Genomic DNA, 14,082 nt, shown 5'->3' with positions numbered 1-14,082 from the left:
TATGACTAAGGAACGATACTCAACGCTTTAGTACTGGCCATCAAGTCTAACTCTAACTTAGCATAGCGATGTTCGACAAATTCATAAACATTCGTGCTCAGAGATAGCTTAAAGAAATTAGCAGCTGCAAGCTCATCACCTAAAATTTGGTTATATTTGCCTAAATAGAAATATGCCTCACATAGTCTGTCGGTCAAATGCTTATTAGTCTCTACACCTTGAGTTAAATTATCTATGAATTCTCTTTGGCTGATATCACCAAGATACATTTTGATGACTTGTTTTGCCCAAGTTCTATCATCAACTTTTTTTACTCGCTTTGTTAATTGTTCCATTGCAGATTTTGCATCTACTTCATGCTCTGTAAGGTAAAGCCAAAGGATTCGATACGGATCATCACTTTGCTGATGATGAAATGCTTCAAAGTCTTGAACAGCAAGCTCAGGCCTTGCCCCATAATATAATGCTATTCCACGATTCAAATAAGCATATTCATGTAAAGGCGCTAATTCTAAAGCTGAATCAAATTGCTCATAGGCTTGAGAAAATTCTTGCATCTGTGTGTAATGAATACCTAAAAAATTATATGCATCCACTAAATTAGGTTTTAATTGCAATGCGCGGCTAAAATCTAATCGAGCTAAAGAACGTAAACCCACACTATCAAATAAAACACCGCGATCATAAAATAATTGTGCTCTTTGCTCTTCTGATATTTTTACTCGATTAATAACCTCAGACAAACGTGCAATAGCAATTTCACTTTTATAGTTCACAGGCAAAGGCTCGGCAATAACTAATTGCCCCATTTTTGCAGGATCTTCAGGGTTGGTTAATGGCGTCGTAGAAACACAGCCTTGAGTAAGCACTGCCAAGCTGATCACGAGAGGAAATACGACTTTATTTATCATTGAATGCACAAAAAATGCCTTAAAATTAAAAAGCTATACCGAATAAGTATTGAGCATTATATACAAAAAAGGAGCCGTAAGGCTCCCTTTTAACAAAGAATTTGTAAAAATTTACTTATTCTTCACTAGGTGCAGCTTCTTCAGCTGGCTTTTCAATAGCTTCTTTGATACTTAAGCGAACACGGCCTTGGCGGTCAACTTCAAGTACTTTAACAGTAACTTCTTGTCCTTCAGAAAGCACGTCACTAACATTGTTAACACGCTCTTCTGAAATTTGAGAAATATGAACTAAACCATCTTTACCAGGTAATACGTTAACAAAAGCACCAAAATCAACGATACGAACAACTTTACCTGTGTAAATAGTACCTACTTCAATTTCTGCTGTTAATGCAGTAATTCTAGCGATAGCATCTTTCGCTTGCTCACCATCGGTAGCAGCAATTTTAACAGTCCCGTCATCATCAATTTCAATAGTTGTACCCGTTTCTTCAGTAAGCTGACGAATAGTTGCGCCACCTTTACCGATGATGTCACGAATTTTATCTTGGCTTACTTTCATTGTATGAATACGAGGAGCAAACTCTGAAATTTCTTCTCTATGACCTGCAATAGCTTCGTCCATAACAGATAAAATGTGAGTACGCGCCGCTTTTGCTTGATTTAAAGCAATTTGCATGATTTCTTGCGTAATACCTTCAATTTTGATGTCCATTTGTAAAGCAGTGATACCTTCTGTTGTACCCGCTACTTTAAAGTCCATATCACCTAAGTGATCTTCATCACCTAAAATGTCTGAAAGTACAACGAAGTTTTCACCTTCTTTAACAAGACCCATAGCGATACCCGCTACAGACGCTTTAATTGGAACACCTGCGTCCATAAGTGCTAACGAGGTACCACAAACAGATGCCATTGATGATGAACCATTTGATTCAGTAATTTCTGATACTACACGCACAGCATATGGGAATTCTTCAACGGTAGGCATAACAGCTAACATACCACGCTTAGCTAAACGACCATGACCAATTTCACGACGCTTAGGAGAACCTACAAAACCAGTTTCACCAACACAGTATGGAGGGAAGTTGTAGTGAAGCATGAATGCATCTGTTTTCTCACCCATGATTGTATCTAAACGTTGTGCATCACGCTGAGTACCTAAAGTAGCAGTCACTAGAGCTTGTGTCTCACCACGCGTAAATACTGAGCTACCGTGAGTACGTGGTAATACACCGGTCATTACATCTAATGCACGAACTGACTCAGGATCACGACCATCAATACGCGGGTTACCTTGAGTAATACGACCACGAACAACCGTTTTCTCTAAGTCATGGAATAAGTCTTTAGCTTCTTGAACATTAAGCTCTTCATTTTCAGCAAGTAACTGCTCAACAACTGAGTTTCTAATTTCTGCAACACGTTCATAACGTACTGCTTTTTCAGTGATTTGGTAAGCTTCATTAACTTGTGCTTCTGATAACTCAGCAATTTTTGCTGCTAATTCAGTGTTTTTCTCTGGCGCAGTCCAGTCCCAAGTAGGGTTGTTAACTTCTGCTTTAAATTCGTTAATTGCTGTAATAGCCGCTTGCATTTGCTCATGACCATAAACAACAGCGCCTAACATAACTTCTTCAGAAAGCACATCTGCTTCTGATTCAACCATTAATACCGCAGAATCAGTACCTGAAACAACTAAGTCAAGTTGACTCTCTGGTAACTCAGATTGTAATGGGTTAAGTAAATATTTACCGTCTGTGTAACCAACACGTGCAGCACCTACAGGACCGTTAAACGGAGCACCTGAAATAGCTAACGCTGCTGAAGTACCTATTAATGAAATGATATCTGGAGAAATTTCAGGGTTTACTGAAACAACAGTGATAATCACTTGTACTTCATTAGTAAAACCTTCTGGAAATAATGGACGAATTGGACGGTCAATTAGACGTGCAATTAATGTCTCTTCTTCAGAAGGGCGACCTTCACGTTTGAAGAAGCTACCAGGGATTTTACCCGCGGCATAACTTCTTTCTTGATAGTTAACTGTTAATGGGAAGAAATCTTGACCTTCAACAGCTTCTTTTTTAGCAACTACAGAGACTAATACGCTAGTATCGTCCATGCTTGCCATAACAGCAGCGCTGGCTTGACGCGCGATTGCGCCAGTTTCTAATGTGACAGTATGTTGACCAAACTGAAATTTTTTAGTAATCGGATTTAACATCTATTAATGTCCTTAATATATTTAATTATTTATAAACGTTAATCAATCTGTACAATTATTTATTCACTCACAGCAAAAGCACAGAAGAGTAGAACAAAAAATTATACAGTTTGATTGATTATAACTTTTATATGTCAGTGATAGTGAAGCAAAAGTAAACTTCCTAACAATAACACGGTGCAACTTAATAATTTGCACGCACATTATACTGCCCTATTCGTGATTTACTAGTGTGAAAAACAATGAGAGGCATAGAAACTACAAAAAAGATCAAAGATTTAATTTATTTGTTATCAAATCACGAAAAATAAGTATAAAAAAAGGAGCCGTTCGGCTCCTTTGAGTAAATTTTCTATTGAAAATTAGTCTTAGCGACGTAAACCTAACTTTTCAATTAAAGCAGAGTAACGTTCAACGTTCTTGCCTTTTAAGTAATCAAGAAGCTTACGACGTTGAGCAACCATACGTAATAAACCACGACGTGAGTGGTGATCATGGATGTGCTCTTTGAAGTGACCTTGTAAGTGGTTGATTTGTGTAGTTAACAAAGCAACTTGTACTTCTGGAGAACCAGTGTCACCTTCTTTTTGTGCGTATTCTGCAACGATAGCAGCTTTTTCAGCAGCATTTAAAGACATAATTTTATCCTTAGTGTGAACTTTATTCGTACAAATTAATTGTAAAAACAAAGTATTAAATAACCATCAAGCCAAACACTAATTCAGCATTGATGACGAAAGAGCGCGTATTCTAGCAGTAAGGAAGTAAATTGCAAGATAAACCTTAGTCATCAGCCACTTTATCTTGCTAATGATTACACAAAGAATACGCTTAACTATTTTTAGATAACAACAATACGCTTAGGTGCTACTAGACCATCATCATTGATTTGACCAACACCAATGAATTCAGCATTATCATCATTATTATCTTCACCAATATAGACCTGAACACTTCCCTCAGCAGGTGCGTTATAAGCCTGTACAGGGTTACCGTGCCTTAAAAAGCTTGCTGACATGTCATCTACATACACTGCTGGCATACCATCTACCGCACTTTCCATTGGCAGTAACAAAGGATCGAGTAAAGTTGAAGGTGAAATGTCCTTTTCTTTAGCTTCGGCTAACAATGCTTCAACATGATCGAGTGTTACCATACGCTCAATAGGATAACTACCTACTGCTAAGCGCCTTAAATCAGCAACATGAGCACCACAACCTAATAATTCACCCAAATCATCAACGATAGTCCTTATGTATGTCCCTTTAGATACATGTATTTTCAATTCAACTTCATCGTTTTCAAAACGTAGTAACTCAAGAGAAAATACTGTGATATCACGTGCCTCCCTTGGCACTTCTATACCTTCACGTGCATACTTATATAAAGGCTGTCCTTGATACTTTAACGCTGAGTACATGGAGGGAACTTGCTTGGTGGTTCCACGAAAACTATCCAAGGCTACAAGCAGTTGTTCATCAGAAACAGCTACAGGTTTTTCACTAACCACTTCACCGTCAGCGTCACTTGTTGTAGTACGAATACCAAGTTTAGCAGTCACTTGATATGTTTTATCTGTATCTAATAAAAATTGAGAAAACTTAGTACCTTCTCCTAAACATATAGGCAGCATACCTGTCGCAAGAGGGTCAAGTGCACCTGTATGGCCTGCTTTTTGAGCAAAATAAATTCTTTTTACCGCTTGCAATGCATGATTCGAAGACATTTCATAAGGTTTATCTAGTAATAAAACGCCATTAATTGCACGACCTTTTCTTCGTTTTGCCATGGTTTATTCACCCTGCTCACTTTGCTCGTCATTAGGGTCTTCATTTTGATTACTCTTATCGCTGGCAATCGCTTGATCAACTAAATTCCCCATTCTCACCCCTTCAACCATTGATTTGTCATAAACAAATCTTAAGTGAGGCATAATACGCGCACGTAAACGTTTACCAAGCAATGAACGGATATAACCTTCTGCTTCAGACAACACTTCAAGTGATGCTTTAATCTCATCATCATTGTCATTAAAAAAAGTAACAAATACCTTTGCATAAGCTAAATCACGTGTTACTTCAACAGCAGAAACAGTGGTCATGCTTAAACGTGGATCTTTAATTTCGCGCATTAAAATAACGGCGATTTCTTTTTGGATTTGCTGACCTACTCGATCAGTACGGGCATATTCTCTAGCCATCGTAAACTCCTTTGAAACTAACAAGACATTGTCAGATTTCAATTATCAATTAACAACACAAAAGGGGCTAAAGCCCCTTTTTAAATATATATCACCTACAGTGACATTAAATTGAAGCTAATTGTTTTAAATACAAGGCGGATGCACGGAGTTGACGCATGTCAATGAGTACATCCAAAGCAGTAGTTGAATCAATTAGCAATAATTTAAGTTACAGCGAGCGTTTAACTTCAACTGTTTCGAATACTTCGATTTGGTCACCTACACGTACATCGTTGTAGTTTTTAACACCGATACCACACTCAGTACCATTACGTACTTCTTGAACATCATCTTTAAAGCGGCGTAATGATTCAAGTTCACCTTCGTAAATAACCACATTTTCACGTAAAACACGAATCGGCGCACTACGCTTAATAGTACCTTCTGTAACCATACAACCAGCAATTGCACCAATTTTCGGTGACTTAAATACGTCACGAACTTCAGCAAGACCAATGATTTCTTGCTTGAATTCAGGTGCAAGCATACCGCTCATTGCTTGTTTAACTTCATCAATTAGTGCGTAAATTACACTATAATAACGTAAGTCAACGCCTTCAGATTCAATGACCTTTCTCGCTGCGGCATCAGCACGTACGTTAAAACCAACAACAATGGCATTAGACGCTGCTGCAAGTGTTGCATCTGTTTCAGTAATACCACCAACACCTGAGCCAATAATGCGAACTTTAACTTCTTCAGTTGAAAGTTTTTGCAATGAATCAGAGATAGCTTCTAATGAACCTTGTACATCAGACTTCAATACAACATTAACTTCTGAAATCTCACCTTCTGACATGTTAGCAAACATATTTTCAAGTTTAGATTTCTGCTGACGAGCTAATTTAACATCACGGAACTTGCCTTGACGATATAAAGCAACTTCACGGGCTTTCTTCTCATCTTTAACAACCGTTGCTTCATCACCTGATTGTGGAACACCACTTAAACCAAGTATTTCTACTGGTATAGATGGGCCGGCAGATTGAATAGTTTTACCATTCTCATCACGCATAGCACGTACACGACCATACTCAAGACCACATAAGACAATATCGCCTTGGTTCAAGGTACCTTCTTGTACAAGTACTGTTGCTACAGGGCCACGACCTTTATCTAGTTTTGACTCTACAACAACACCGTTAGCCATTTTGTCAACAACTGCTGTTAATTCTAAAACTTCAGATTGTAGTAACACTGAATCTAATAATTCATCAATGCCTAAGCCTGTTTTAGCTGATACATGAACAAACTGTACATCACCGCCCCAATCTTCTGGGATAACATCGTGTTGTGATAATTCATTTTTAACACGATCTGGATCTGCTGTTTCTTTATCCATTTTGTTTACAGCGATAATAATTGGCACCTCAGATGCCTTCGCATGTTGGATTGCTTCAATTGTTTGCGGCATTACACCATCATCGGCAGCAACAACAATGATAACAATATCTGTTGCTTTAGCACCACGTGAACGCATTGCTGTAAACGCAGCATGACCTGGGGTATCTAGGAACGTGATCATGCCATGACCTGTTTCTACATGATAAGCACCAATATGCTGTGTAATACCACCTGCTTCACCATCAGCTACTTTTGCCTCACGAATGTGATCTAGTAATGATGTTTTACCGTGGTCAACGTGACCCATAATGGTAACAACAGGAGCACGAGTAATTGCATCACCAGTATGACCGCGATCAGCAAGTACAGCTTCTTCTAATGCATTCTCTTTGACCAATACAACGTTAAAGCCCATTTCTTCAGCAACTAACGCTGCAGTTTCTTGGTCTATAACTTGGTTAATGGTTGCCATAGCGCCCATTTTAAACATTGCTTTAACTACTTCAGCACCTTTCTTAGCCATTTTATTAGCTAATTCAGCAACAGAGATAGTTTCACCAATACGAATATCTTGTACTTTAGTCTCAACAGGTTTTGTAAAACCATGTTTTAAACTTTGCGGAGCTGATAACGTTTGCTTACGTCCCTTAGCTGGGCGAGCATCGCGACCTTTCTTATCTGCGCCACCTTTTTTCTTCTTACGACGACGTCCTGCGCCTTCGTCAGCTGCATCAATTTTATCTTCAGCTTCTTGAGCGTATTTCGAAGAAGTTAAATGAACAACTTCTTTCTCTTTAGCTTTACGCTCAGCTTCTTGCTCTTTCCAGCGTGCTTCATTTTCTTCAGCAAGCTTTTTAGCAGCGGCTGCAGCTTCTTTTGCTTCCGCTTCTACTTTAGCTGCAGCTTCTTTTTCTTGTTGCAACCTTAGTTTCTTCGCTTCTTCACTTTCAACTACTTTTTCTGGCTCTGCTGCTGATTTTTCAATGTTCTTAGCTTTTTCAACTGCTGCTTGTTTTGCTTTAGCTTCAGCTTCTGCTTTAGCAGCGGCTTTTCGTTCAGCTTCAGCTTCAGCTTTAGCAGCGGCTACTGCACGAGCATTCTCAGCTTCTTTAGCTGCAGCTTCTGCTTTGGCTTTTGCTTCAGCTTCTGCTTTTGCTTGTGCCTCTGCTTCAGCCTTAGCAGCCTCTTCAGCCATTTTTTGCTCTTCAAGGTCACTACGCTTCACATAAGTACGCTTTTTACGTACCTCAACATTAACTGACTTTGCTTTGCTACCATGCCCTAATGTCAATGTTGACTTAGTTTTACGGCTTAATGTTAATTTACTAGGCTTTGAAGATGAATCATCTCCATGTTGCTTTTTAAGGTGCTCTAGTAAGGCTTCTTTTTCTTCTTGCGAAACTTTATCAGTTGCCGATTTATTCACGCCTGTATCAGATAACTGACTCACTAAGCGTTCCACCGGTGTACCGATTTCTTTGGCAAGTTCTTCTACCGTTATATCTGCCATCTATAATGTTCTCCCGGTGTTAATTATTCTTCGTTAAACCAACAAATATTACGTGCAGCCATAATCAGCTCACCCGCTTTGGTTTCATCTAATTCTTCAATATCACTAATTTCATCAATACCTTGTTCTGCTAAGTCTTCAAGTGTGCAAACACCTCTACTTGCTAGAACATATGCTAAATGACGATCTAAACCTTCAAGGCCTAATAAATCTTCTGCTGGCTCGGCACCTTCAAGTGTTTCTTCACTTGCTAATGCTTGAGTTGTTAGAGCTTCTTTTGCTCTATCACGTAACTCTTCAATGATTTCTTCATTTAAACCATCAATTTCAAGCATTTCAGCCACTGGGACATAAGCAATTTCTTCTAAAGAAGTAAAACCTTCCTCTGCTAGAAGTGTTGCGAAATCTTCATCTAAATCTAATTTATCAGTAAACAACGTAAGTACTTTGTCATTTTCTGCTTGATGCTTCTCTTTCATATCTTCTACGGTCATAACATTCAATTCCCAACCAGTTAACTGGCTCGCTAATCGAATATTTTGACCACTTCGGCCGATAGCCATCGCTAAGTTACCTTCTTCAACCGCGATATCCATTGTGCCTTTGTCTTCATCAACAATAATTGATGCAACTTCAGCTGGTGCCATGGCATTTATCACAAACTGAGCAACATTATCATCATGTAAAACAATATCTACGCGTTCACCGCCAAGTTCGCCTGAAACTGCTTGAACTCGTGAGCCACGCATACCAACACACGCACCAACAGGGTCAATACGTTTATCGTTACTTTTAACAGCGATTTTAGCACGAGAACCTGGATCACGAGCTGCACCTTTGATTTCAAGCATCTCCTCACCAATTTCTGGCACTTCAACTCGAAATAGTTCAATTAACATCTCAGGTTTGGTTCGGCTTACAAATAATTGTGCGCCACGTGCTTCAGGTTTAATTTCATATAATAAACCTCTAACGCGATCTCCAGGACGGAAAGACTCACGTGGTAACATGTCATCACGGTAAATAACCGCTTCAGCATTATTACCTAAGTCTAAAATAACACTATCACGGCTAGATTTTTTTACTACGCCGGTTACAAGTTCACCTAATTGTTCTTGGTAAGCATCAACAACTAAAGCGCGCTCTGCTTCGCGAATTTTTTGAACAATAACTTGTTTAGCTGTTTGTGTAGTTACACGATCAAATTTTACTGACTCAATTTGTTCTTCAACATAATCACCAACATTAAGTTCAGCATTATCATATTGTGCGGCTTCTACGCTTATTTCAGCATACGGGTTTTCCATTGGTGTTTCACTTTCATCAATCACCAACCAACGGCGGAATGTATCAAATTCACCAGAAATACGGTCAATAGAAACACGAACAACGATATCGCCTTCATATTTCTTTTTTGTTGCGGTTTCTAAAGCGGTTTCCATTGCTTCAAAAATACTTTCTCGGGGTAATGCTTTTTCGTTAGAAACTGCATCTACAACCAGTAAAACTTCCTTACTCATGCTTCTTAGCCCTTATTATTCAAAATTTGCGACAAGATTTGCTTTGTCAACATTGTTGAAAACCAACTCATAATCGATGCCATCGACTGCAACAATTAATGTATCGTTTTCAATCGCAACTAACTCACCCTTAAATTTACGGCGTCCATTCAATGGAATTGATAATTTAACGTTTACCGTTTCACCAATAACAGCCTGAAAGTGCTCTAAGTCAAATAGAGGTCTATCTAGGCCAGGTGAAGAAACTTCAAGGTTATACTCACTACTAATAGGATCTTCTACATCCAAAATAGCACCAACTTGACGACTTACTTCAGCACAATCATCAACATTAATGCCATTCTCATGGTCAATAAACAAACGTAAAACTGAATTATTACCTGCACTGATGAATTCAACACCAAGTAAAGCTTTACCTGTTTCTTCTACTGCAGGACGTAACATTTCAGTTAGTTTTTGTTCAAATTTAGCCAATCTTTTTCTCCTGTCACGCTAGATAAATTTTCCAATATCAACATGACGATATAAAATTTAGGTACAAAAAAAGGGCTTATAGCCCAGCGATATTTTGCTGTAATTTTCGATTTTAAAAGTTTTCTTACCTTAAAAAACGAAAAAACCCCATATCAGGGGCCTATTTCACTGTTCCCCCTATATATAGATAACCTATATATGGTTTTAGAGAGCTCTGTTCAGTTTTTCTAAAACAGAAACTTACTAAAAATCATAGCATGAATAAAAATTTCTACTTGTGATAAGTATCAATTCTTCCAGTGACATCTTGCTATAAATAAGTTGGCGCAATTATATAGGTTGCACAAAACAAGCGCAAGCTAGATTGCAGAATAACTGATAAAAACTTAAGTAACTTTTTACATGTCTGCTTACAAAACATGCAAAAAACTTACTTAAGAATAATTTATATTTAACAAGACTTTAGTATAATCGCTACATTAGTGCTATATATATACTTGTACTAGCGATATAATTACTTAAATTTTTAATAATCATACTATTAACTCCCCTAATTTAGTAGTTCTGTGGGAATTTACTTAAAAGTTACGGAGCCCATAACTTTACTATGTTTAAATTTTCAAAATTGTTACTCAAAAACACTCTTATTGCGCTTGTTTTTTATGGAGTAATTAGCAGCATTTCTCTATTACTTTTAAAAAGTACTTTAGCTGAACAAAATAATAATCATGCATCTACTATTGGTACACTAGTAGATCAAGCTTCATTTAATATCGCTTCTCAAAAAGAAACGCTTGAAGATGAAAAAGCAATTGCAAAGCAGTTATTAAACACGCTAAAAAAAGCGAGTAAGTATCAGTACATTGCCATTAAGAACAAAGCAAGCAATTTACAGGTATATAAGAGTAATAATAATGCGCTATTATCATTTACTTACCCTGAAAATAATAATATATCTACAGGAAAGCTTCCCTATACCATTGAATATACACTCGATTTTACCAGTGAAACCATTTTAATAGAGCGAGTACTCACCGTTTTAGCTCTACTTTCTGTTATATTTATTTTTCTAGCAACATGGTTTAATTACCGACTTCAAGCTGTTGTATTTAATATGATCAGCTCACAAATAAAACACGACTTAGATGCAATAAATCATCCTAATGCTGAAGATAATGATGCCAATAGCTATATAGATATTCCAGCATTAAAAGAAGGTATTGCAGAGATTAAAGAAATAATGTCGGAGCAGTTACGAAGCTCTACACATCTTGAAATTGAAGCATATGTTGATAGCTTAACTGAACTTGAGAATAGAAACCGATTCGTTCAAGTTTATGAAAAATACTTAGAAGAAGATAGCGCTGTAACTTTCGGTGTATTAATTATAATTCGTTGTTCAGAATTACAAACTATAAACCAAGTTCATGGTTATAAAGAAGGTGATGATTATATTATTCAAGTATCTGAGCGCCTTAAAAAATCACTAATCAAAAGGCCACGTGGAAAGCTATTTAGATTAAACAGCTCTGATTTTGCTATTATTTTACCGAATGAGAAAATAAAACAAGCAGAAGAATTTGCTGATGAATTAACCATGAGTTTTAATGAGTATCAACAACTTGCAGATCTTGACTCGGTTGCTTTTTCAGGCTTGGTATTTTTCGATAAAACCAAACCTCTTGGTGAACTTCTAGCGCTAGCCGATACAGGCGTAAGTGTTGCTCAAACAAAGAGTACCAACTCATGGTATACGGTAAAAGATGTTGATATTTTACATACGTCTACAGCCAATACGGGGAATCAAAATTGGCGCCAAGAAATTGATAGTGTCCTTGAAGGAAAACGTATTTCATTATTGCTACAACCTATACAACCGAGTGGACGTAATAGTAAAGTTTATGGAGAAGTATTAGCTAGATTTTTAAACTCTAGTGAAGACATGCTGCCAACAGCTAGCTTTATCGCTATGGCTGAGAAGTTAGATAAGATTGTTGAAGTAGATAGGTTGATAATTGAGACCGCTATTAGTGAAATCACCAGCAAGAATATCGTAGACCAAAGCTTTGGTATCAATATTAGTGCTAGAAGTATTAGTGATGAACATTTCATGATTTGGCTTGAAAGAAAGCTTTTACGTGAACCTTCTGTAGCGCCACGATTAGTTTTTGAAATTACTGAATTTGGTTTACAACAAAATATCAAAACGGGTAAGCGATTAATTGAAATGCTACATCGTGTTGGTGCAAGGGTTACCGTTGAACGTTTCGGTGTAGGGTTAACCTCATTTAAATTCTTCCGTGATCTAACACCTGATTATATCAAAATGGATAGTTCATACACTCGCGATATTGATGATGACAAAAACAATCAATACTTTTTACGCTTAATGGTCGATTTAGCGCATCGTTTGGGTATCAATGTTTTAGCTGAAAGTGTTGAAACTCAAGAAGAAAAACATACCCTTGAAAAACTATTTATAGATGGTTGCCAAGGATTCTATGTAGGAAAGCCTGCTCCTTTTTAACATTCTCTCTTTCCTGAACTTGTTTGTTTTATCAGCAAACAAGTTCAGTCGTAAACCTTTCTCATACAAATATTCAATTTTAATCAAAAAAATCATCTTGAGCATCAACTGAAACTGTTGTTAATTGTGCAATAACATCGGATAATACAGCCAATTTACTTTTACTTTCATAACCTTTAAGCAAATGACTGATTACCTTCTGCTACTTGTTGCTACAGTGCTAGTTAATAATTTTGTACTTGTGCAATTTTTAGGTTTATGCCCTTTTATGGGAGTTTCTTCTCGTACAGAAACCGCCATAGGCATGTCGTTTGCCACTATTTTCGTAATGACAATAGCTTCTCTATTAAGTTATTTAGTTACCACCTATCTATTAGTACCATTAAATATTGAATACTTAACAACGATGAGCTTTATCCTAGTTATTGCTGTTGTGGTTCAATTCACTGAAATGGTGGTACACAAAACCAGCGCAAGCTTATATCGATTATTGGGTATTTTTTTACCTTTAATCACCACTAACTGTGCTGTATTAGGTGTCGCTTTATTGAATTTACGCTCACACCATAACTTTTTTGAATCAATTATTTACGGTTTTGGGGCATCAGTAGGTTTTTCTTTAGTTCTTGTGATGTTCTCTGCAATGCGTGAAAAGTTAGCTAATGCTGACGTACCTACACCTTTTAAGGGTGCTGCTATAGCTATGATTACTGCGGGCCTTATGTCACTTGCCTTTATGGGCTTTACTGGTTTGGTAAAACTATAAATGACTATATTAATTGCCATCCTTGTTTTCGGACTGATTTCTGCACTTTTTGGTGCTTTACTTGGTTATGCTTCGGTTCGTTTTAAAGTCGATGCAGATCCCATTGTAGAGCAAATTGATGCCATCTTGCCTCAAACTCAATGTGGCCAATGTGGCTATCCTGGATGTAAACCTTATGCGCAAGCTGTTGCAGACGGTGAAGCCATAAATAAATGCGCACCTGGTGGCGAAGATACCATTAAAAAAATTGCTGATTTAATGGGGGTTGAAGCAGAGCCTCTTGATGAAAGTCATGAACAAGATAATCGCCCAAAGGTTGCTTTTATCATTGAAGAAGACTGTATAGGTTGCACTAAATGCATACAAGCTTGCCCTGTTGATGCAATTTTAGGTGCCGCCAAGCAAATGCATACTATTATTGCTGATGAGTGTACAGGCTGTGACTTATGTGTTGCTCCCTGCCCTGTTGATTGTATAGAAATGCGTGTAGTACCTGAAACAACTCAAAACTGGTTGTGGGATTTAAATAGCATCCCTGTTCAGCAGATAGATTAG

General features: G+C 37.5%; 11 protein-coding genes. 3 read left to right on the top strand and 8 right to left on the bottom strand.

Annotated features, from left to right (window positions below; genetic code table 11):
- Window positions 1-5 precede the first annotated feature (5 nt).
- From nlpI to rimP, 8 genes are all read right to left on the bottom strand, one after another.
- On the bottom strand, window positions 6-911 hold the full coding sequence (nlpI, locus tag EPA86_RS12890; protein ID WP_140604357.1) for a lipoprotein NlpI: 906 nt from the start codon (window positions 909-911) through the stop codon (window positions 6-8).
- A 115-nt stretch (window positions 912-1,026) separates the two neighbouring features.
- Entirely contained in the window at window positions 1,027-3,144 is a 2,118-nt protein-coding gene (pnp, locus tag EPA86_RS12885; protein ID WP_140604228.1) for a polyribonucleotide nucleotidyltransferase, read from the bottom strand.
- Window positions 3,145-3,512: 368 nt separating this feature from the next.
- The gene (rpsO, locus tag EPA86_RS12880) at window positions 3,513-3,782 is read right to left on the bottom strand and encodes a 30S ribosomal protein S15 (protein ID WP_140604226.1); all 270 of its coding nucleotides are present in this window, start codon (window positions 3,780-3,782) and stop codon (window positions 3,513-3,515) included.
- A gap of 203 nt (window positions 3,783-3,985) precedes the next feature.
- Window positions 3,986-4,933 carry a tRNA pseudouridine(55) synthase TruB gene (truB, locus tag EPA86_RS12875; RefSeq protein ID WP_140604224.1) on the bottom strand — a complete coding sequence of 316 codons (948 nt, stop codon included), beginning with the start codon at window positions 4,931-4,933 and terminating at the stop codon, window positions 3,986-3,988.
- Between the two features lie 3 nt (window positions 4,934-4,936).
- The gene (gene rbfA / locus EPA86_RS12870; RefSeq protein ID WP_140604222.1) at window positions 4,937-5,344 is read right to left on the bottom strand and encodes a 30S ribosome-binding factor RbfA; all 408 of its coding nucleotides are present in this window, start codon (window positions 5,342-5,344) and stop codon (window positions 4,937-4,939) included.
- A 211-nt stretch (window positions 5,345-5,555) separates the two neighbouring features.
- Window positions 5,556-8,240, bottom strand: a complete 2,685-nt coding sequence (gene infB / locus EPA86_RS12865) for a translation initiation factor IF-2 (protein ID WP_140604220.1) — start codon at window positions 8,238-8,240, stop codon at window positions 5,556-5,558.
- Between the two features lie 23 nt (window positions 8,241-8,263).
- Window positions 8,264-9,760: a transcription termination factor NusA gene (nusA, locus tag EPA86_RS12860; protein ID WP_140604218.1), complete on the bottom strand. Its 1,497-nt coding sequence runs from the start codon at window positions 9,758-9,760 to the stop codon at window positions 8,264-8,266.
- A 15-nt stretch (window positions 9,761-9,775) separates the two neighbouring features.
- The gene (gene rimP / locus EPA86_RS12855; RefSeq protein ID WP_140604216.1) at window positions 9,776-10,234 is read right to left on the bottom strand and encodes a ribosome maturation factor RimP; all 459 of its coding nucleotides are present in this window, start codon (window positions 10,232-10,234) and stop codon (window positions 9,776-9,778) included.
- A 607-nt stretch (window positions 10,235-10,841) separates the two neighbouring features.
- Between rimP and EPA86_RS12850 the strand changes: the two genes are divergently transcribed.
- The 3 genes from EPA86_RS12850 (at window position 10,842) to rsxB (ending at window position 14,082) form a co-directional block, all read left to right on the top strand.
- Window positions 10,842-12,761, top strand: coding sequence for an EAL domain-containing protein (locus tag EPA86_RS12850; protein WP_140604214.1), 1,920 nt, complete (start codon window positions 10,842-10,844; stop codon window positions 12,759-12,761).
- 184 nt (window positions 12,762-12,945) lie between these two features.
- Entirely contained in the window at window positions 12,946-13,527 is a 582-nt protein-coding gene (rsxA, locus tag EPA86_RS12845; protein ID WP_140604212.1) for an electron transport complex subunit RsxA, read from the top strand.
- On the top strand, window positions 13,528-14,082 hold the full coding sequence (gene rsxB, locus EPA86_RS12840) for an electron transport complex subunit RsxB (protein WP_140604210.1): 555 nt from the start codon (window positions 13,528-13,530) through the stop codon (window positions 14,080-14,082).

The organism is Litorilituus lipolyticus (assembly GCF_006439335.1).
Taxonomy (GTDB): Bacteria; Pseudomonadota; Gammaproteobacteria; order Enterobacterales; family Alteromonadaceae; genus Colwellia; species Colwellia lipolytica.
Note: the sequence above shows the minus strand (reverse complement) of the source record. Positions and strands in the feature narration are given on the sequence as shown.

Bases quoted from the DNA above. Each gene is read 5' to 3' on its own strand.
- nlpI (WP_140604357.1), bottom strand. From the start codon at position 911: ATGATAAATAAAGTCGTATTTCCTCTCGTGATCAGCTTGGCAGTGCTT.
- pnp (WP_140604228.1), bottom strand. From the start codon at position 3,144: ATGTTAAATCCGATTACTAAAAAATTTCAGTTTGGTCAACATACTGTC.
- rpsO (WP_140604226.1), bottom strand. From the start codon at position 3,782: ATGTCTTTAAATGCTGCTGAAAAAGCTGCTATCGTTGCAGAATACGCA.
- truB (WP_140604224.1), bottom strand. From the start codon at position 4,933: ATGGCAAAACGAAGAAAAGGTCGTGCAATTAATGGCGTTTTATTACTA.
- rbfA (WP_140604222.1), bottom strand. From the start codon at position 5,344: ATGGCTAGAGAATATGCCCGTACTGATCGAGTAGGTCAGCAAATCCAA.
- infB (WP_140604220.1), bottom strand. From the start codon at position 8,240: ATGGCAGATATAACGGTAGAAGAACTTGCCAAAGAAATCGGTACACCG.
- nusA (WP_140604218.1), bottom strand. From the start codon at position 9,760: ATGAGTAAGGAAGTTTTACTGGTTGTAGATGCAGTTTCTAACGAAAAA.
- EPA86_RS12850 (WP_140604214.1), top strand. From the start codon at position 10,842: ATGTTTAAATTTTCAAAATTGTTACTCAAAAACACTCTTATTGCGCTT.
- rsxA (WP_140604212.1), top strand. From the start codon at position 12,946: ATGACTGATTACCTTCTGCTACTTGTTGCTACAGTGCTAGTTAATAAT.
- rsxB (WP_140604210.1), top strand. From the start codon at position 13,528: ATGACTATATTAATTGCCATCCTTGTTTTCGGACTGATTTCTGCACTT.